Consider the following 19186-nt stretch of genomic DNA (forward strand, 5'->3'; position numbering starts at 1 on the left):
TTATCATCAGATGCCTGTCCAGACATCCTTGGCATAGCGTTTATCCTGTTGGAGCTGCTCCAACCATTGCTGTCCTTCTTCTTTACTTGTATGGTGTACATCCGCATAGGCCGCACAGAGCGTGTCTTCAACGTCGGGGGCCATCCGGCTACCGTCGCCGCATACATACAGATGCGCTCCTTCGTCAAGCAAGTGAATCAGAGTGTCTGCATCTTCATTCATGACATGCTGTACATACCTTTTGGGTTGACCAGGCAGACGTGAAAAGGCTGTATGAACCGTGACGATTCCTTCCTGCTCCCAGGCCTCCAGCTCTTGCTTGTATAGATAATCGAGCTTTGGATCACGGCAGCCATAGTATAGATGCGCCTCGCCGAGCTGTTCTCCTCTCTCCTTAAGCACATGGCGTGTTTGGAGAAATCCGCGGAATGGGGCAATACCAGTCCCTGGACCGACCATGATCACAGGCACGGTCGGGTCTTCAGGCAAACGGAAGCCAGACTGAGGCTTTCGCACAAAAATGACAACCGGATCATCTGGTTGGAGCTGTGCTAAATAATTGGAGGCGATACCGAGATATTCGCCCTTTCCGCTACGGGCTGGTCCACGCACGACGCTCACGGTTATACTCGCTGAATTCTCCGACTCAAGCGGAGAACTGGAGATGGAGTAGTATCTAGGCTTGAGTGGTGGTAACAGCGAGATGAAGTTTTCAAATGGCAGCTCGCAGGCTGGATACTTCTCCAGAATATCCAGCATCGTGACGCGCTTCTTTCGTATCTCTTGATCGAAAGTAGTATCCTCGAGCAAAGCTTCGATTTCTTTCTTATGCGGTGGACACACTGTAAAGGATGCCAGTTGCCTTAGCTGGGCTCTGGTTGCCGATTCTTGCAGTTCCACACTGAGAGTGAGCAAATCTCCTACGCTGACAGGCCGATCCAAGGGGAGATGCGCCGCATCCCGGTCACTGCCTTTTAATACGATGTAGTCCTGATCCTGTAACTTAAAGCGTTGCATCACCCTATTAACCAACGAAGCAGGATTACGTGGCAAAACACCAAGATGATCACCCTCGTGATAGGACAATCCGGTTGGTAATTGGATCTCCAGATGTCGTGTACTGCGTTCACTTTCAGCAGCGTGCAGTTCACGATTCGCAGTAACAACGGCAGTAGCTGCCTCATAGTTGGCCGCCAGCGGAGCGCTTAGTACGTCGCTTACAAACTCTATGCTCAGACTGCTGGTGTCCTGAGGTTCTGTATCACTGTGCTCTATCCCGAAAGCATTCAGCAATTCCGGCCATAAGCCGTGGTTCCAGACTTCCCAATCCTTCTCGAAATCACCACTGGCGTCGCCCTCACCCCGATCATACAGTCGCTCTGCCCCTTTGGCAGCCATCAGTTCATCAATCATCCTTGGAATGCGCTGATACGTGCTGGCCCAATTCCGGTCACCGCAACCAAAGACAGCGTACCTTATGCCTGCCAATTGTCCCTCGTCTACCTGCTTCAACCATTCTACGAAGGCATCTGCATTATCTGGCGGATGCCCGTTATAAGATGCGGTCGTAATAAGTACCACACCTTCTTTAGGCAAATGGTCCACACGATCATTTAGAGTTGCAATGCTACTGTTGAAACCCCAATTCCGGCCTAAATCGGCTAGTTCACCTGCAAGTCCCTCAGCTGTACCCAGATTCGAGCCGTACAAAGATAGCAAAGAAGTATCATGCTTTTCGGCATGGGGGGCTGCAACTTTTTGTTCCTCTTTTTCATGAAGTTCTTGAGCGGCACCTGGCAGCATGACGGTAGTCTGTGTGCTGCGCGGACGTACTTGAATGGTGAAGCCCTCAGGCTTGAGTGTGAGCGTTTCTTTGACTTTCAACTCATAATGAGTATGGTCAATCAGCTCAAAATGTTTCAGTACCATACCCAGCACAAGGGTGGCCTCCTGTAAGGCTAACTGTTGTCCGATACAGGCCCGTTGACCGTTGCCAAACGGTTTATAGGCATCTTGCGGAATGGCGGATGGGTCCTCAAAGCGTTCGGGTCTAAATTCCTCAACATCTTCGCCCCAAGCCTCGGTATCACGGTGAAGTTTGGGAATAAGTACATTGACACTGTCGCCTTTTTTAAGCGGATAGGTTCCGTCGAGCAGCGTATCTTCTTTGGCGAAGAGAGAGAAGGCGGGCGCTGTTGGCCATAGCCGCAGGGCTTCATTCAGTATCATCCTTATGTACTTGAGTTCACGCACCTGAGTATAGGAAGGCAGCGAATCGGTGAGCACGCGATCTACTTCTTCATAGGCTTTGGTTAGTGTTCGTGGATTTTTAAGCAAATAGTAAATGGCAAAGGATAAAAGTCCACTGGTCGTTTCATGACCGGCGATGAGAAAGGTAATGATCTGATAGCGGATATTTTCATCATCCAGGGCTTCACCTGTTTCCGGGTCCTTGCCTTCCAGCATACGTGCCAGTAAATCCTCTTCACCTTGGTTGCCCGTGGTTTTGCGTTCTTGAATAATGCTGTCCACCAGAGAGAACATCGTTTCGATGTCGTGTTTAAACTGTTTTTTCTTCGATAACATCAGCTTGTTTTGCAAATTGAGACGTTGCAACTGACCCATTGCTTCATCCAGTGCGCGTGTCATACTGGTCACGAACGGATGGGGCTGGTCGCGGTAAAAGCTGTTAAAACGATAATTAAAGCCGCATAACCCGATAGTATCCAAAGTCAGGCGGGTCATATCCTCCGGTACCTCTACACTTTCATCTGGATTGAGCCGAGACCATTTCTGCACCAGCTGAACAGCAAGATCAAGCATCATATTGTGGTAACCCTTCATGGCCCGCTGACTAAAGCTTGGCAGCAAGATTTGATGGGCCTTGCGCCAGTTCGGCTCCTCAGTCCAGCTTGTGAATAGTCCATCTCCGGCAAAAGCTCGTACTTTTTGTAAGGGAGCCCACACCTGTTTGTCGAAACGGGATTCATCACAAGCATCTGCGACCAGCTTATGACCGGAAATATAAATGTTCGTTCCTTCAGGTAGATCCATGCGAAAGATGGGACCGTACTCATTGGCAAGCTTAACCAGCGACTGGACAGGGGCATGGGTATCGATCAAGGGCAGATTTCCTAAGGGACCGTATGTTTTAGGCTGCGGAATTGAATTTGTTGAAGTCATTCTAAATGTAGCTCCTTTCAGTTTCAACATAGAGTGATGGTTGAAGGGGGTTCCTACGTTTACCATAAAAATTACACTTTATTCTTTCCGGATAAACGAAATAAATAATTTTAGACAGTTCGTACAATAAAAGCAGTACGAAAAGAGGCGCTTATTACATGTAGAAGAAGATGAACCCAATGTCATTATCCATTTACAATGAATTTACAGAAAAATTTATGAACAAATTCACCTCTATAACCGATATAAAGATGTTGGGGATTTGCATTTTATGTTGAGGTGATATGTCATGAAAAAACGAGCTGTATTATTAACTTTTAGGTGGATTCCCATTGTCACGATCTTTGCATTATTGCTAAGTGCATGTGGGCAATCAGACGTACAAACCAAGGCCGAACCCATTAAGGTGGGAATCGTGCTGTCAGATATTGGTCTGGGTGATCAATCTTACAGCGATGCGGCTTTTCGAGGTTTGGTCAAGGCACGGGATGAGGGGAAGATTGTTTTTGAATACCGGGAAATAACTGAGACCAAGACGTATGAGGCTGCTTTTAATCAGCTTGTTCAAGAAAAAGCAGATTTAATCATTGGGTTGGGTTACATGGTGAAGGACAGTTTGGAGGCTGTTGCCAAAAAGAATCCGGACCGTAAGTTTTTAATCGTGGATGAAACATCGGAATTGCCGAATGTGGCCTCCATTACCTTCAAAGCAGAAGAGGGCAGTTTTATGGCCGGGGTTGTTGCCGGTTTGACGAGTCGTACGGAACAGGTGGGTTTTCTCGGAGGTGCGGAATCTCCTCTGTTGAAAAAGTTTGAAATTGGGTATCGTGCAGGGGTGCAATCAGTCAAGCCTAATGCCAAAGTTACGGCAACGTATGCAGGAGATTTTGGCAAACCGGAGCTGGGTACGAAAATTGCGGATGACATGATCAATCAGGGCCAGATTGATGTCATTTTTGCAGCAGCAGGGCTAACCGGTGTAGGTGCGCTACAGGAAGCGCAGAAGCAGCACAAATTCGCCATCGGGGTCGATAGCGACCAGTTTTTTATTGCAGAAAAAGCGGTGGTGACCTCAATGATTAAAAACGTAGACAGTGCAATTTATACAGTAGTCAAAGGCTTTGCAGACCATCAAAGAAAATTTACGGAGAAGGATATGGTGTTTGGACTTGCGGAAGAAGGTATAGGTTTGGCGCCTATTCGTGTCGTGACACTGAATCCGGATCAGCAAAAGGTAATGGATGATTTAATGGAAAAAATCAAATCCGGCACACTTACTGTACCCACCCAATAAATTTTCGCAAACGGAGGATGAATGCTGATGAAACTGCAAGGTAAACTGGTGCTTAACGCGATGATTTCCCTGATCGCTTGCCTGGCTTTAGTAGCTTATATCATTTTTGAATTGTTACGTATTAACGCTCAAAGTAGTAATCTTGTTCCAGCTATGTTGAATGTACAGCAGCTTAATGCCTATTTGATTCAGTCGGGGCAGGCACTGCAAAATTATTCTACTTCCATGACGGAGAGCAACAAAGCCGATGTGCAAAATCAGCTAACTCAGTCTGAAAAAACGATTACTTTGCTTTCACAGGGCATGATGCAGACCGAAGCACAGCAAAAGCGACTGGATTCGATTAAAATAAAATTCAGCCAATTGAAAGTAGCAACGGAAAAAGCGATGAGTGCTCAGAACAGCCCAGAATCCAAACGAGAGGCCATGCGTGCCCAGGGGATTCAGAACGATGTATTTATGCTGGATCTGCTGACCAAGGCGCGCTACGACCAATACACAGAAGACCTGACCAAAAGTATTCGTTTTACTTGGCAATTAGCCTTGGCAGGTGCAGTTCTACTTCTGGTGGCGGTTGGGCTATATAATACATATACCTCCAGGCAGCTTGCCCTTAGAACCCGCAAGTTAACGGATGCAGCGAAGCAAATTGCCGAGGGGAATTTAACTGTTCAACTTCCTCAAACAAAGGGCCGAGACGAGCTGGACGAGCTCAATGAATCTTTCCGTGTTATGATCGGGAACTTGCGCAGCATTGTACTCTCCATTGATCAGGCGGGTAATCGTGTCGATCTGATGGCTCGGGATATTGATCAGCACAATGAGGCCATGAAGGAAATTGTGACACAAGTCAGCACATCAACAGAGGAACTTGCGATAGGAAGTCAGAAAATTGCTGAGGACCTGTCATCGACAGTTAGCGTGGTGGATGATATGCAGCAGAAGTTTGAATCTAATTTGCTGGAGACTACGCAATCAACCACGTATAGTGAGGATGCTTTGCGTGTCATTGAGCAGGGTGCGCGTGTCATGAGTGATCAAATGCGAATTGTTGCAGAGAACCGTTCGGCAATGTCCGAAGTGGAACAAACCGTTAGAGAGCTGGAATCTAATGCAGCTGAGATCACAACTATGACCGGTTATGTATCTGAAATTGCCAGCCAAACGTCGCTGTTGTCCTTGAATGCCTCGATTGAGGCTGCACGTGCGGGTGAAGCGGGAAAAGGCTTTGCTGTTGTTGCCAATGAAGTGAAAAAGCTGGCGAGTCAATCTGAATCTGCTGTAAAGAAAATTTATACCGCTGTTGAGGGGATCACGCAGGCTATGGATAAGGTGAAGACTTCTGTGGCACAAAGTCAGGAGTTGTTCCGCGAGCAGGAGAAGGCAACCTCCTCCACCGGAGAATCGTTTAGAGAGATTAGTGGCAAAGTGCAGCAAATTGCCGGCCAAGTCAGCAAATTATCCATAGACATGAATGTATCACGAGAACTGAGTGTACAGGTGCAGCAAGCTATTGAGAATATTAGCGCAATCACTCAGCAGTCCGCCGCAGGCAGTGAAGAGATTACGGCTTCCACGGTGGAGCAGAAGCGTTCCTTCGAGGAATCGGCTGAGAAGGTAAAGGAGCTTCGCCAGATTCGCGAGGAGATGCAGCGGGAACTGAATCGTTTTCAGGTGGAAAAGACGAGCTAACACTGTAATATGGATTTTAAAAGTGAAGTTAAATTGAACCAGCTTGATGTAGTGATATTGCATTAGTTAATGATGATTTATTCTTGGATTATAGAGAGAAATAAAAGAAATCTGGTCGTCCTGTAGGTTTTATGCTTGAGGATAGTATGGAATAAGCTTTTAAACGACCAAGTTTAATGGTGAAGCCATGACGAATAGGTACTTAAAGTCTGGTATTATTAATCCATTTGGAATTGCATATGAATATGTTTCACTAGGGCGTGTCTTCAAAGTGTTTAAGTAGGAATATATTGGTTAAAACCATTAAATGAGTACACGATATGAAATTCAAGATCAACAATGGCGGCAGATTCAAGATCTTTTTCCACCTGAACGAAAACCACAAGGAGGACGTCCTGCAGTGGACAATCAAATCATGTTGAATGCCATGCTATGGGTGGCCCGTTCAGGCGCCCCTTGGCGTGATTTGCCCGCTTTCTTTCCCAATTGGAAATCTGTCTACACCCGCTTTCGACGCTGGCAGAAAGCAGGGATTTGGGATGAAGTGTTCAAACACGTTTCGCTGGATTCCGATGAGGAAAGCGTGATGATTGATGCCACGATTGTGCGAGTTCACCAGCATGGATCAGGCGCAAAAGGGGGCAAAGCAAGCAAGCGATCGGACGTTCCCGTGGTGGATTAAGCACCAAAATTCATGCTGTGGTGGATGCGTTAGGCAACCCACTTCGCTTTGAATTGACCGGAGGCGAGGCGCATGATTCCGTCCATGGATACGAAATGCTTAAAGCCATGAAACTGACGATGAAGCAAGTCTTGGCCGACCGAGCTTACGATACGAATGCAATCCGAGCTTTTTTGGAAGAACAGCGAGCCATCCCCGTGATTGCGGGTAAGAAAAACCGCCGAGTGCCCCCGAAATATGATCGGGACATCTACAAAGAACGTCACTTAGTAGAATGTTTCTTTAACAAAGTAAAAAACTACCGTCGTTTGGCTACTCGCTATGATAAATTAGCGTGTACGTTCAAGGCGTTTTTGACCTTGGCATCCATTGTAGTGTGGCTTACTTAAGTTTGAAGACACACCCTAGGCAAATTTGAATCAAATATCCAAAATTTCACCGAAGAGGCCTATTCCACTTGAACATAAGGAGGAATAAGTCTTTTTTGCATGTTGTGGAGCAGAGGCCAAGCTGAAGAAGTCCAAGAGAACTGCCAGAAAAATCATCTCACGACCTTCCGGCCTAACATTCATCTTTTCTCAAAATGGATATGCTATCCTTGACAAAGGTCGGCTGTGACATTCCGTTAACTTCTGCCGTTCTAAACTGCAGAATACACACTGTTAACAGATAACGCTTCCAAGTTACTATAGATTTAACGCAGCGTGGCTTCATCCGATACTAGTATCACAAAAGAGGGAGACCGATGAAGGAATATACGATTGTCCATATTTTATTCACCAGACAGGTTCCTGTTAAAATGAGCGAGCTGATCACGAAGGTGGGACTTTCCGAACGAACGATCCGGGATGTGCTGCGTTCTCTAGCCAGGATGGGGGAGGCACACGGCTTTCGGATTAGGATGATTCGCAATCAGGGATATTTGCTTGAGATAAAGAATAGCGAACGATTCAAGGTTTACCTGGAAAAAGGGCTAGTCCAGCGCGATCGGGTGGATCAGGGCAACAAGCAATCACGGCAACAGTATCTGCTTTTCAATCTTTTGCAAAGCGATACGTTCCAGTCTATGGACCGAATGGCGGAGGAGATAGGCGTCAGTCGCTCGACTATTATTGCTGATCTGAAAGAGGTGGAGCAGCAGCTTGCCGCATTTCGCTTGAGTCTGACACGCAGAGCCCATTACGGCATGAAGATTGAAGGGGATGAAAAAGATTTCCGCAAAGCATTCTCCTACTTCATTTTGCAGACGAGCCATGCCCTCCAGCACACCGAAGATTTCCATGCCTATGAGCGGGAGTTCGACAAAGAGAAGCTGAAGGTCTATCTGCTTCAGGTGCTGAAAGAAAAGGAACTAAGAATATCCGATGTATTCCTGGATAATATCGTGACACATCTGTCCATTCTTCTGTACCGGATTTCCAAACACAATTTTATTGTCTCCGGGCCGGAGCCGCAGAGCGCGACTGAGCCGGTCTACCTTGATATCGCTCGTAGTCTAGCGAGCTGGATCGAATACAACTACGGAATCAAGCTGCCCGCTGATGAAATCGAGTATCTTGCACTGCATATTTCCGGTAAAACGATTATGGAGCATATGTCGGCCGAGACCAAAGCTTATTTGCGGGACGGGATCAGTGCCATCTTGGACAGGCTGGACCGCGAATTTCTGACTTCTTTCAACGAGGATAACGAACTGCGGGAAGCGCTGCTTCTGCATATGTTTCCGCTACTTAACCGCCTGTACTACAACCTCCAGTTAGGCAACCCGCTGGTGGAGGATGTGTACAGCCAGTATGCCAATGTCTTTGTGATCTCTTTCCGTTTTGCCGAGATTATCGAGGAGCGATATGGGTTCAAAATGTCGCGTGACGAGGCTGGTTATGTTGCCCTCCATTTCGCCACCCATCTGGAAAGGATGCAGCAGCGTAATCTGGAGCGCTTCAAGCGGATCGCCGTGATCTGCTCAACGGGCGCAGGTAGCGCCCACCTGATTCGGCTGAAGCTAGAGGCGGTTTTTCCAAAAGCTTCGGTCATTACTGCGCCCATTGCCGAGTTGGGGGATCTTAGCAGCAAGCCCGTGGATCTTATTTTGACCACTGTGCCGCTGGATACGGAGATCAGGGAGAAGCCGGTTATCCACATCAAGCAGCTTTTGGACGATCACGAGATCCAGCGGATCAAGGAGATTCTGTCGTTGCAGATGAACCGAACTCAGCCGTCCCACAAGCTGATGGATTTCAAAGATCTGTTCCGCAAGGAATTGTTCCATCTCTCGGGGCCGGAGGATTACAAGGAGCTGTTGGAGCAGCGCTGCCAGGAAATTGTCGGCTTGAACTTTGCGGCAAAGGATTTTCCCGAGCAGGTGTTGTTCCGGGAGAATAAATTCACAACCATCTATAAAAATGGCGTCGCCGGCCCGCACCCGATGCGCATGAGTGCCATTCGCGATTGTATCAATGTTACTCTGTTGAAAAAGCCGGTCATATATGAGGGCAAATCGGTCCAGTTGATTTTTCTGATTAATCTGCGACCGGGTCAGCTGTTTTTGCATAAGGAAATCAGCAAGCTGCTGCTTGTGCTCATGGAAAAGGAGGATAGTCGTAACCGGCTGCTCGCCGTAAACAGCTATGAACAATTTATGAACGAGATAGAAAACCTGCTATAAAAGAACCTGTTATAAAAAAGATACGGGAGTGAAATAACGATGGAATACGAACAAATGGTAATGCAGATTATTTCCAGCAGTGGCGAGGCGCGCAGCCTTAGTCTGAAAGCAGTGCGCACCGCGCGCAGCGGCCAATTTGAGGAAGCAGCCGGGCTGATCAAAAACGCCAAGGAGAGCCTGACCAAAGCGCATAAGGTGCAAACCGGTCTTATTCAGGCTGAAGGCCGCGGCGAAAAAACGGATATCACGCTGCTGATGATCCATGCGCAAGACCATTTGATGAATGCTCTGACGGTACGGGAACTGGCTGTAGAACTGATTGAAGAAGTGAAAGAGCGCAAAGCGCTAGAAGAACAATTAAAAGGATTGGTGAAGTAATATGAAAAAGATACTGCTCGCCTGTGCAGGGGGATTCTCGACAAGCATGCTGGTGGAACGAATGAAGGAATCGGCTCGTGCCCAAGGGATCGAGGTTGTCATCGATGCGGTGGCGGAGAGCGATATTGCCGATCAGGCGCCATTCGATATCATAATGCTTGGGCCGCAAATGGGCCATGCTGAAGACGAACTTGCCGTGGAATACGCGAACATCCCGGTAACAACGATCGATATGATGGATTATGGCCTGATGGACGGCGACAAAGTGCTGGCAACGGCCATGAAAATGATGGAGAAGGGGGCCTAGTTCATGGCAGGCGCCGCAGAATGGAGAGCCAAGATACAGAAAGTCAGCACCAAAATTCAAAAGAACACCTACATCAGCGCCGTTTCCAATGGTCTAATGGCCCTTATGCCCGTTTTGATTCTAGGCGCTATTTTTTCCCTGATCAATGCCCTGAAGCTGGAGCCTTATCAGAACTTTCTGGAAAGCACGGGTCTGAAAAATTACACCTCAATCCCTGCGACGATAACGACGGACCTGATCGCCTTGTATGCGGTTTTTTCAATCGCTTATAATTTCGCAATGCAGCACAAGCAGCAGGGCTTCTCAGCGGGCATTCTCGCTCTGATGAGCTTTTTGTTGGTAACGCCGAAGGGAATGCTCGACGATGGCACGACCAAAGCGTTGGCCTATTCTTGGCTGGGCGCCAAAGGGTTGTTTGTGGCGATTATTTTGGCCCTAATTGTCGGCAGGGTGTATACCTTTGTACTTGAAAAGAAATTTTATATCAAAATGCCGAAGGGCGTTCCGCCTACCGTCGAGAAATCTTTTGCCGCATTAACGCCGGGTTTTGTTGTTACCGTTCTGATGCTTATACTTTCTGCGATTTTTGCGGCTACAAAATATGGAAATATGCATGAGTTTGTTTTTTCCATCATTCAGCTGCCATTGACGAGCCTGGGCGGAACCTGGTGGGCAATGCTGATCTGCATCTTCGTTATCCACCTGCTCTGGTTCTTCGGCGTTCATGGAACGCTGGTCGTTTATTCTGTTGTCGGTCCGATTTGGGTGGCGCTGGGACTTGAGAATCTGGACGCGTATCAACGCGGCGTGGAAGGCAGTCATATTATTGGGTCGCCGTTTTTCCCAGTCTATGTATTGATCGGCGGCGCGGGGGCGACGCTCGGGCTAATCATCGCCATGCTGTCCGCTAAGTCCAAACGCTATAAAATGCTGGGCAAGCTGGCGATTATTCCAAGCTTTATCGGCGTCAACGAGCCGGTTATCTTCGGGATGCCGTTGGTGCTGAACGTGCGGTTCATGATTCCGTTCATTGTAACTCCGCTTGTGAGCAGCGGTTTGGCGATTTTGCTGACCTCACTGGGGATTTTGCCGGTACTGCACGGCATTCAGGTACCGCTGGGCATTCCGGTTCTGGTCAATGGCTGGATGAACGGCGGCTGGCGTGTGGCTGCGTTCCAGTTGGTCATGATCGCCGTCAGCTTCCTGATCTACTACCCGTTCTTCAAAAAAGCCGACGCCGAGGCGTACGAGCAGGAACAACAGGCTGAGGAAAAGGCTACTGCCAACTAATAAAAAAAGGGGGTGTATAGGATGCTAAAACATTTTCCAGAAGGATTTTTATGGGGTGGCGCGGTAGCGGCCAACCAGGTCGAAGGCGCTTTTAACGAAGACGGCAAAGGGCTATCCACCGCCGATGTGGTCAAATATTGTCCGCCGGAGGAGCGCCAGAGTCTGGAACAGTTATTATCCATGTCCCGGTCGAAGCTGGAAGCCGCTATTGCGGACAATGGGCAGGGCAACTATCCCAAGCGGCGAGGGATTGATTTCTACCACCGCTACAAGGAAGACATCGCCCTGTTCGCTGAGATGGGCTTCAAGGTGTTCCGCTTGTCCATTTCGTGGCCACGCATTTTTCCGAATGGGGATGAGGCGGTTCCGAATGAAGCGGGGCTTCGTTTCTATGACGCTGTATTTGATGAATTACGCAAATATAACATTGAGCCGCTGGTTACGATCTCCCATTATGAAATGCCAGTTCATCTGGTCACTAAGTATAACGGCTGGGAGTCGCGCGAACTAGTGAACCTGTTTGTCCGCTATGCGGAGACGGTATTACGTCGCTACAAAGACAAGGTGAAATACTGGCTGACCTTCAATGAGATCAACTGCACTCTAAAAGCGCCGTTTCTCGGTGCAGGTATCATAATGGACGGCAAAGCCAATGTCAAGCAGATCGCTTTTCAAGCTCTGCACCATCAGTTTGTCGCCAGCGCCTTGACCGTCAAACGCGCGCGAGAGATCAACTCGCAGTTTCAAATTGGCTGTATGCTGGCCCGCAAGTTGCTGTATCCGTATTCCTGCCGTCCAGCAGATGTGGAGAAAGCTCAAAGTGAGAACCAGATGGCCCAGTTCTGCACCGATGTTCAGGTAAGGGGCTATTATCCTTCTTATATCCAGCATCATCTTAAGCGGCATGGGATAAGCATCAAAATGCAGCCGGAGGATGAAACGATTTTACAGGAAAATCTCGTAGACTTCCTGTCTTTCAGCTACTACATGTCCTCTGTTGTCAGCACGGATGACAGCATTACGGCGAAAACGGAGGGGAATCTCTCTTCAGGCTTGTCCAATCCGTTCCTGCGCACGTCTGAGTGGGGCTGGCAGATCGATCCGACTGGCCTGCGGGTCGTGTTAAAAGAGATGCATGACCGGTACCAGATTCCGTTGTTTGTTGTTGAAAACGGGCTTGGAGCCGTAGATATTGTTGAAGAGGACGGCAACATCCGGGATGATTACCGCATCGAATATTTGGCCGAGCATATCGAGCAGATGGCTGAAGCGATCGCCGAAGGTGTAGAACTGATGGGCTATACCAGTTGGGGCTGCATCGACCTGATTTCTGCTTCCACTTCGGAGATGCGCAAGCGGTACGGTTACATCTATGTGGACCAGGACGATGAGGGGAATGGGACGCTGAAGCGTATCCGCAAAAAAAGCTTTTACTGGTATAAAAAAGTGATCGCCTCAGGCGGAACGGATCTAAGCAGATAACTGAAGCTTGTAGTAAAAGAATTGTTTAAAGCACTGTTAAATGGATCTTTAAAAGGATCGTTCCCGGGCTTCCGTTCGGGGCGGTCTCTTTTTGCGTGTTGGGCGTGCTGGTGGGTTTGGAAAGTGCCGGGAAGCGTAATGGTTTGGGCACTAAGCTACCATTCGAGGATGATAGGTAAACTCAAGCAACAAAAGTACATTGAAATAAAAAGGAACTTGGTTTACTCAACCTCAAAAGGTAGAATACTCATCCAATCGATCGGTAAATCAATTCCTGCAAGTGTAGAAATGACTGACCAATGGGAGAAAAAGCTTCGTGAAATAGGACAGGCAAAGTAAATAAAGAAGAAGTTTACCCTCTACAGGGAGACTTCTTCTTTTTATTTTTAATGATGTGACTTCTGTTAAGTTTGATTTGTAAAGGCAGGAAATTCCACTTCATGCGTCAAATAGATGTAGAGGTAATATGTCATCTAATATAGAGTAAGAGGAAGATGGACAACGTAGTCCGGAAGGATGAAGTTACAGGTATGTTGCGACTTAAGCTTCGTTTGATACTGAAAAATAAGCAGACAAGACTGATTCTGCTGCTCACGCTGTGCGTGTCGCTCGTGATCAGCGTGATCGGCTTGCTATCGTATTCAAGATACCGTGAAGGTTTGGATACCGAGCTGAACACACCTAATATAGAATTGTTGCAAATCAATCTGGATGTGACCAATCGGGCTTTCCGTGAGTCGGACAACAAGGCGCTGGATGCGGCTTATCATCTCGATGTAGAGGCTTTTGTACGTGTCACGAAGGATGGAAAGTCGTTATCCAACAACGTTACTGTCATAGATCGGCTTCAGAAATATTTGAAAACCCTTTCTTCACACGAAGAAATTTTTTCGATTGAAGTCATTTCTTTGGATAATCATGCTCTCGTGTCCAGCAATTATGGTTATTTGCCAGATTGGAATCAAGCACCGGATACAACCTGGGTTCCCTGGATTCAGGACATTCAAAAAAAGCCGCTATTGATTAAGCGAAGATGGTATGGCACGGATCAACAGCATGGCACGATAGAGCTGCTCTCGCTGGCTAGGCCTATAGTAGAGAATGGACAGGTCAGGGGTGCGGTGTTAATCAATCTGGATTACGACCGTTTTTTCTCCAAACTGTATATTCATTTATCCAACTCGCAATACGTCTATGATCTGGAGGGCGAGCTGATCTATCCCAAGCTGAGATCGTCCATACCCTTAAATGATATGAGCAGGGTTTTGAAAGAGCTGGATGTGAATCCTTATGCTTATGTAGAAATCGGGGATATGGAATATATGGCGAACCAGACCTTTTCTGATGTCACGGGCTGGCGTCTAGTATCACTTGTACCGATGGACAAGCTACTGAAAAATGTGAAGCTGGCGCGCAATATGATGCTGTGGCTGGCCTTGATCTCTATCCTGGCTGGGTGCTCGGCAGTGTACTATTACAGTTATGCCGCTTTTCGCCCTATGAAAAAAATTAATAATCTCTTGAATTTAGGCAACAAGGGAACGCGTCAGGGAGGATTGTATGATCTGGAACCTGTGATTAGCAAGTTGGTTGGAGAATTTCACCGTAAATCATTGGTGGTAGAGCGAAGCTTGCCGGAGCTGCGTTCCAAATATATAGAAGATGTCTTCCAGCGTAGAATGGGTGTACAGGAAATGCGAACGAAATGGGAGCAGTATTTTTCCGATTGGGCTAATAATTCTTTGGTTGTTATGATCGTGTCGATTGATCGGTATTCTACGTGGACTGCAAGCTTTCCAGACGAGGACAAAATGCTGCTCAAATATGCGCTGAACAATATTTTGCTGGAGATGCTTGAGCCTCATTGGAAAGCAGTTAGTGCGCCGGAGGAAGAGAGTGGTTTGGTTGTACTGCTGCAGTTCAGAGAAAGCACATATGAAGTTGAAGCGGAGGGAGCTGCTAAAGAGAGAGCATGGCTTCGCAACAGCGTTGACAGGCTAATTCAGGTTGTTGGGGAATATCTTCCTATGACGATTTCGGTAGGGATTGGGCATAGGGTCACAGATATTCAAGAGGCACGGGCGTCTTTTATAAAAGGAAAAGAGGCGCTTAATTTGCGTTTGTATGAGGGGTATGGACGTTCACATATGAATTTGAGCAGCAACATAAATGTCAAACAGGATTGCATAGTGGATATGCAGCCACAGGATCAGGCTCAGGATGCAAGATTACTGGACCATCGGCGTGTGGATCTGATTCGTGCTGTGGAGTCGCAGGAACCTGGTGCAAGTGCAAAGCTAGTCAGCCAGTGGGTAGAAGAACTTCGACTCTTTAGGACATCTCCAAACCAGGTCTACCTATTTGTTCATGAACTACTGGAAGATTTGTTAAAATGGTGTACCACTCAAAGCGTGACTCCGCCAGATCAGCTCGCTGATTATCATTGGAATCAGATTCTGACGCTAGACCTTCAAGACATTGAGGCGCTGCTGGCCATCATGTTGACTGATATTGAAGAGAAATGGCATGGACGCCAACAGTCCAAAGATTTTGCACGTGTACAAGAGATGATCGACTATATGGAACATCACTTGCATTTGAACATCGGGCTTCAGGAAATTGCGGATCATGTTCACATGAGCGTGTCTTCGGTGAGTAGTATGTTCAAAGAGGAAACGGGGACTACCGTATATGATTATTTGACTGGATTACGTGTCAAAAAGGCATGCATATTGCTGTGTGAAACGCATTTGAAAATTGGTGAAATTGCAGAGCAGGTCGGGTATCGAAACGAGAACAGCTTTATTCGTGTATTTCGCAAGTATAAGCAAGTGACCCCAGGGAAATTCAGACAAATCAACAAATCCTCTAATGAATATGCAGATCGGTCAAAAGATCGATACTTTGGTGAAATGGAAGATAAACACGAAGATTAGACGATAGATGTGGGCCTCCACGTTGCGGTACATTGACTTCATGTAAGCGTGAACAAATGACCAAAAACGTTGGAGGTGACGACGGGCGCAATAGGCCCAGTTTATTTGTGGAGAAGAGGAAACGTAATGAAGAAAAAGCCATGGCAAAAATATGTGCTGGTTGCGGCAGGAGTGGCTATGCTTTCTGCCTTGAGTATCAGTGAATATGTGGATCACCGCACCCTGCAGGATCACAGTCGTATATTTCCTGCGAAGCCAGTAACGCTTGTCGTTCCATATGCGGCGGGGGGCGGTACGGATATTACCGCAAGAGCGTTGGCAAAGGCCGCCGAAAAGCATCTCGGACAGCCGATCATCGTCGTTAATCGAACAGGCGGTGGTGGTTCTGTTGGGTTGATGGAGGGAGCTGAGGCGCAGGCGGACGGTTACACCGTAACGTATCTGGTCGCTGAACTGACTACATTGCCACATTTGGGGCTGCTGCCGATCACCTATGAGCGCTTTAAGCCGCTGCTTCAGACCAATATGGACCCTTCTGCCATTACGGTCCGGGCGGACGCCCCGTGGACGACGGCGAAAGCATTTCTGGAGGATGCTAGGGCTCATCCAGGCAAGCTAAAAATGGGTAATGCAGGCACAGGAAGTATATGGCACCTCGCTGCCGCGATGCTGGAGCAGAAAAGCGGAGTCCGCTTCACCCATATCCCTTATGAGGGAGCAGGTCCAGCTGTTTCTGCTTTAATGAGCGGATTCGTGGACGCTGTACCTGTCAGTCCCGCAGAGGTGAAGAAATACGTGGACGAAGGAAAACTTCGCATACTGGCGATCCAGGCAGACACCATTTCGGAAGCGTTTCCAAAAGTGCCGACACTTCAGCAGGCGACTGGGCTGCGTGTCCATTTTATCGGCACCTGGAGAGGGCTGGCTGTACCTAAGGATACACCCAATGAAGTGGCTCGAACGTTAGCGGATGCACTGATCAAGGGGACGAAAGACGAGGAATTCAGGGAGGAAATGCGAAAGCATGGGTTAGGATTGCGTGTCCAGGATGCAGAAGCATTCGCGCGTCAACTGAAGGATAGTCATGATACTTTCGCAAAACTGATTCCTGAGCTCGGCTTAAGCCGCAAGTAAAACGGCCTTGTTTTTGCATTGGCAAAAACGAAAGGGTTGAATGAAGTTATGAAAATCAAACAAAACATCGATAAAATTCCAGGGGGCATTATGCTGGTGCCGCTGTTTATCGGCGCACTTTTTCATACATTTACTCCATGGGCAGGCGACTATTTTGGATCTTTTACCAAGGGATTGATGACCGGTACGGTGCCCATTTTGGCAGTGTGGTTTTTTTGTATGGGCGCTTCCATAGATGTGCGAGCGACAGGCACCGTATTGCGTAAATCAGGAACGCTCGTATTGACTAAAATCGCGGTCGCTTGGGTCGTGGCGATCATTGCGTCTAGATTGCTGCCGGTTGGCGGCGTAGAAAGTGGGCTATTTGCAGGTTTGTCGGTGCTGGCGCTGATCTCGGCTATGGATATGACGAACGGCGGTCTCTACGCCTCCATTATGCAGCAGTATGGCTCCAAGGAAGAGGCAGGAGCATTCGTGCTGATGTCACTGGAATCGGGTCCGTTGGTAACCATGCTTATTTTAGGGAGTACCGGACTGGCCGTTTTTGAACCGCAAACATTTGTCGGGGCCGTATTACCGTTTTTGGTCGGCTTTATGTTGGGCAATCTGGATCATGATTTCCGTAAATATTTTGGAAACGCGACACAAGCCCTTATTCCATTTTTTGGATTTGCATTGGGGTGTTCCATTGACCTGAGTGTTATTGTCCAGACAGGTGTGTTAGGTATTTTGTTGGGTGTTTTTGTAATTATCTTTACAGGTATTCCATTGATTCTAGCGGACAAATATATTGGGGGTGGCAACGGTACGGCAGGGATTGCAGCCTCCAGCACCGCAGGTGCAGCAGTAGCGAATCCAGTCATTGTTGCCAATATCAAGCCTGAATTTTTACCTGTTGCCCAATCTGCAACGGCATTAGTAGCCGCTTCGGTCATAGTGACCTCCATTTTGGTGCCTATTTTGACGGCATACTGGGCCAATTATATGAAGCGCAAGGGGAAGTCCAAAGGAGCGGGGCCTGTAACTCCAGGGGCGAATGTACCTAAATGAGGATTTTGCAAAAATCCTGAAATAAAATTTAAGTAATGAGGACTCAATTGGTCGACGTTACCATTACCCGGGAAATGCTGTTACAGTTATAGATACACCTTCCATCCTAACATGATAAAACTTGTCCTAAAACGCATCTGCCAACATACATATGTAAGCAGAGGAGCGTGATGGAATTGGAAGACAAGGTGCGTCGCTATTACCAGTTAAAGCAAAAGCAAAAAGAAATTGAAGGTGAACTGGCTGATTTGCGCAATGACATTACCGCCCATTGTGCAGAGAAGGAAGGATCCGATTGGGAAATTGGCAACTACCGAGTCAGGATTGTACAGCAGCACCGCAAGGAATACGATCATGCGAAATTGTATGATTCATTGCCTGATCCTCAATTATGGCGTTTGTTTTCCAAGCCGGACACTTCAAAAATTTCCAGCTTGCTAAAACTTAAGGTTATCGCGGAGGAGCAAATAAAAGATGCCGTTTCTCTTAAAACAGTGACCTTGTTGCAGGTGGATAAAAAATAATAAAAAGAGCTGCCCCGTTTTTTTCGGAGCCAGCTCTTTTTATTATCTGTGGTTAGTAGCCTTCCACTTTCATATCTATTAAGCTATTTATCAGACAAACCTTTTCCCACGCCCTTGAGAAAATGAATACCGAACCCCATTGCCCGGTTTACATCTGGATCATTCATTGCCTTCATAAGATCACGCAGCCGCGTCTTTTTATTCTGCTTTAGGTGCTCTTCGGCTTCATTCAGGCCCGTAGTGACGCTGCTTGCCAGTTTTTTCATCAGCTCAGGGTCTACCTCGGACAGCATCCCTGCTGCACCCATTAGATTATTGATGATGTTCGTCACAGGCTTGCGCGTCGCTTGTCCTACAGCGATTTTGGCAATGGTTTCTTTGGCTTTTAGCATAGACTGAGCTGCTTCGAGAAGACCACTGTTATGCAGTTCACGTACAATTTCAAGCGTCTTCTGCAATGCTGCCCCATTGTCTGCCAGGTCGGCAGTAAGTTGATCCAGCGATTGTTTTTGCTGTTCTTCTGCTGTCAATATACGTTTTCTCACAATTGAAATAGGCTTAGCCATGGT

13 protein-coding genes and 1 pseudogene are annotated in these 19186 nt (G+C 47.5%); 12 read left to right on the top strand and 2 right to left on the bottom strand.

All coding sequences use genetic code 11. From position 1 onward, the window contains the following. Positions 1–6 precede the first annotated feature (6 nt). Positions 7–3183 (bottom strand): bifunctional cytochrome P450/NADPH--P450 reductase, encoded by a 3177-nt coding sequence (locus HFE01_RS13325; RefSeq protein ID WP_167438415.1) that lies wholly within the window; start codon positions 3181–3183, stop codon positions 7–9. 289 nt (positions 3184–3472) lie between these two features. On the opposite strand from HFE01_RS13325, the gene HFE01_RS13330 reads away from it, so the two are divergent. The 12 genes and pseudogenes from HFE01_RS13330 (at position 3473) to HFE01_RS13385 (ending at position 18617) form a co-directional block, all read left to right on the top strand. Beyond that, the gene (locus HFE01_RS13330; protein ID WP_107733248.1) at positions 3473–4477 is read left to right on the top strand and encodes a BMP family lipoprotein; all 1005 of its coding nucleotides are present in this window, start codon (positions 3473–3475) and stop codon (positions 4475–4477) included. Between the two features lie 27 nt (positions 4478–4504). Further along, the gene (locus HFE01_RS13335) at positions 4505–6169 is read left to right on the top strand and encodes a methyl-accepting chemotaxis protein (RefSeq protein ID WP_107733249.1); all 1665 of its coding nucleotides are present in this window, start codon (positions 4505–4507) and stop codon (positions 6167–6169) included. 307 nt (positions 6170–6476) lie between these two features. Continuing rightward, a pseudogene (locus tag HFE01_RS13340) lies at positions 6477–7240 on the top strand (IS5 family transposase). A 356-nt stretch (positions 7241–7596) separates the two neighbouring features. Continuing rightward, positions 7597–9516 (top strand): BglG family transcription antiterminator, encoded by a 1920-nt coding sequence (locus HFE01_RS13345; RefSeq protein WP_167438414.1) that lies wholly within the window; start codon positions 7597–7599, stop codon positions 9514–9516. Positions 9517–9555: 39 nt separating this feature from the next. After that, on the top strand, positions 9556–9894 hold the full coding sequence (locus HFE01_RS13350; protein WP_107733251.1) for a PTS lactose/cellobiose transporter subunit IIA: 339 nt from the start codon (positions 9556–9558) through the stop codon (positions 9892–9894). Between the two features lies 1 nt (position 9895). Next, positions 9896–10201, top strand: a complete 306-nt coding sequence (locus tag HFE01_RS13355; RefSeq protein ID WP_107733252.1) for a PTS sugar transporter subunit IIB — start codon at positions 9896–9898, stop codon at positions 10199–10201. A gap of 3 nt (positions 10202–10204) precedes the next feature. Continuing rightward, a complete protein-coding gene (locus HFE01_RS13360; protein WP_107733253.1) occupies positions 10205–11491 on the top strand; it encodes a PTS sugar transporter subunit IIC in 1287 nt (428 codons plus the stop codon). A gap of 21 nt (positions 11492–11512) precedes the next feature. Next, the gene (locus HFE01_RS13365) at positions 11513–12973 is read left to right on the top strand and encodes a glycoside hydrolase family 1 protein (RefSeq protein WP_107733254.1); all 1461 of its coding nucleotides are present in this window, start codon (positions 11513–11515) and stop codon (positions 12971–12973) included. A 494-nt stretch (positions 12974–13467) separates the two neighbouring features. Next, positions 13468–15909, top strand: a complete 2442-nt coding sequence (locus HFE01_RS13370; protein WP_107733256.1) for an AraC family transcriptional regulator — start codon at positions 13468–13470, stop codon at positions 15907–15909. A 126-nt stretch (positions 15910–16035) separates the two neighbouring features. Then, positions 16036–17043 (top strand): tripartite tricarboxylate transporter substrate binding protein, encoded by a 1008-nt coding sequence (locus tag HFE01_RS13375; RefSeq protein ID WP_107733257.1) that lies wholly within the window; start codon positions 16036–16038, stop codon positions 17041–17043. Positions 17044–17091: 48 nt separating this feature from the next. After that, complete coding sequence (gene kdgT / locus HFE01_RS13380; RefSeq protein WP_017428226.1) at positions 17092–18093, top strand: 2-keto-3-deoxygluconate transporter; 1002 nt, start codon at positions 17092–17094, stop codon at positions 18091–18093. A gap of 170 nt (positions 18094–18263) precedes the next feature. After that, a complete protein-coding gene (locus HFE01_RS13385) occupies positions 18264–18617 on the top strand; it encodes a hypothetical protein (RefSeq protein WP_107733258.1) in 354 nt (117 codons plus the stop codon). 83 nt (positions 18618–18700) lie between these two features. On the opposite strand, the gene HFE01_RS13390 is transcribed toward HFE01_RS13385, so the two are convergent. After that, positions 18701–19183 (bottom strand): helical membrane plugin domain-containing protein, encoded by a 483-nt coding sequence (locus tag HFE01_RS13390; protein WP_044788045.1) that lies wholly within the window; start codon positions 19181–19183, stop codon positions 18701–18703. Positions 19184–19186: the final 3 nt, after the last annotated feature.

The sequence above is a fragment of the Paenibacillus sp. EKM10P genome, from assembly GCF_011800655.1.
GTDB classification, from domain to species: Bacteria; Bacillota; Bacilli; order Paenibacillales; family Paenibacillaceae; genus Paenibacillus; species Paenibacillus polymyxa.

Bases quoted from the DNA above. Each gene is read 5' to 3' on its own strand.
- HFE01_RS13325 (WP_167438415.1), bottom strand. From the start codon at position 3,183: ATGACTTCAACAAATTCAATTCCGCAGCCTAAAACATACGGTCCCTTA.
- HFE01_RS13330 (WP_107733248.1), top strand. From the start codon at position 3,473: ATGAAAAAACGAGCTGTATTATTAACTTTTAGGTGGATTCCCATTGTC.
- HFE01_RS13335 (WP_107733249.1), top strand. From the start codon at position 4,505: ATGAAACTGCAAGGTAAACTGGTGCTTAACGCGATGATTTCCCTGATC.
- HFE01_RS13345 (WP_167438414.1), top strand. From the start codon at position 7,597: ATGAAGGAATATACGATTGTCCATATTTTATTCACCAGACAGGTTCCT.
- HFE01_RS13350 (WP_107733251.1), top strand. From the start codon at position 9,556: ATGGAATACGAACAAATGGTAATGCAGATTATTTCCAGCAGTGGCGAG.
- HFE01_RS13355 (WP_107733252.1), top strand. From the start codon at position 9,896: ATGAAAAAGATACTGCTCGCCTGTGCAGGGGGATTCTCGACAAGCATG.
- HFE01_RS13360 (WP_107733253.1), top strand. From the start codon at position 10,205: ATGGCAGGCGCCGCAGAATGGAGAGCCAAGATACAGAAAGTCAGCACC.
- HFE01_RS13365 (WP_107733254.1), top strand. From the start codon at position 11,513: ATGCTAAAACATTTTCCAGAAGGATTTTTATGGGGTGGCGCGGTAGCG.
- HFE01_RS13370 (WP_107733256.1), top strand. From the start codon at position 13,468: ATGGACAACGTAGTCCGGAAGGATGAAGTTACAGGTATGTTGCGACTT.
- HFE01_RS13375 (WP_107733257.1), top strand. From the start codon at position 16,036: ATGAAGAAAAAGCCATGGCAAAAATATGTGCTGGTTGCGGCAGGAGTG.
- kdgT (WP_017428226.1), top strand. From the start codon at position 17,092: ATGAAAATCAAACAAAACATCGATAAAATTCCAGGGGGCATTATGCTG.
- HFE01_RS13385 (WP_107733258.1), top strand. From the start codon at position 18,264: ATGGAATTGGAAGACAAGGTGCGTCGCTATTACCAGTTAAAGCAAAAG.
- HFE01_RS13390 (WP_044788045.1), bottom strand. From the start codon at position 19,183: ATGGCTAAGCCTATTTCAATTGTGAGAAAACGTATATTGACAGCAGAA.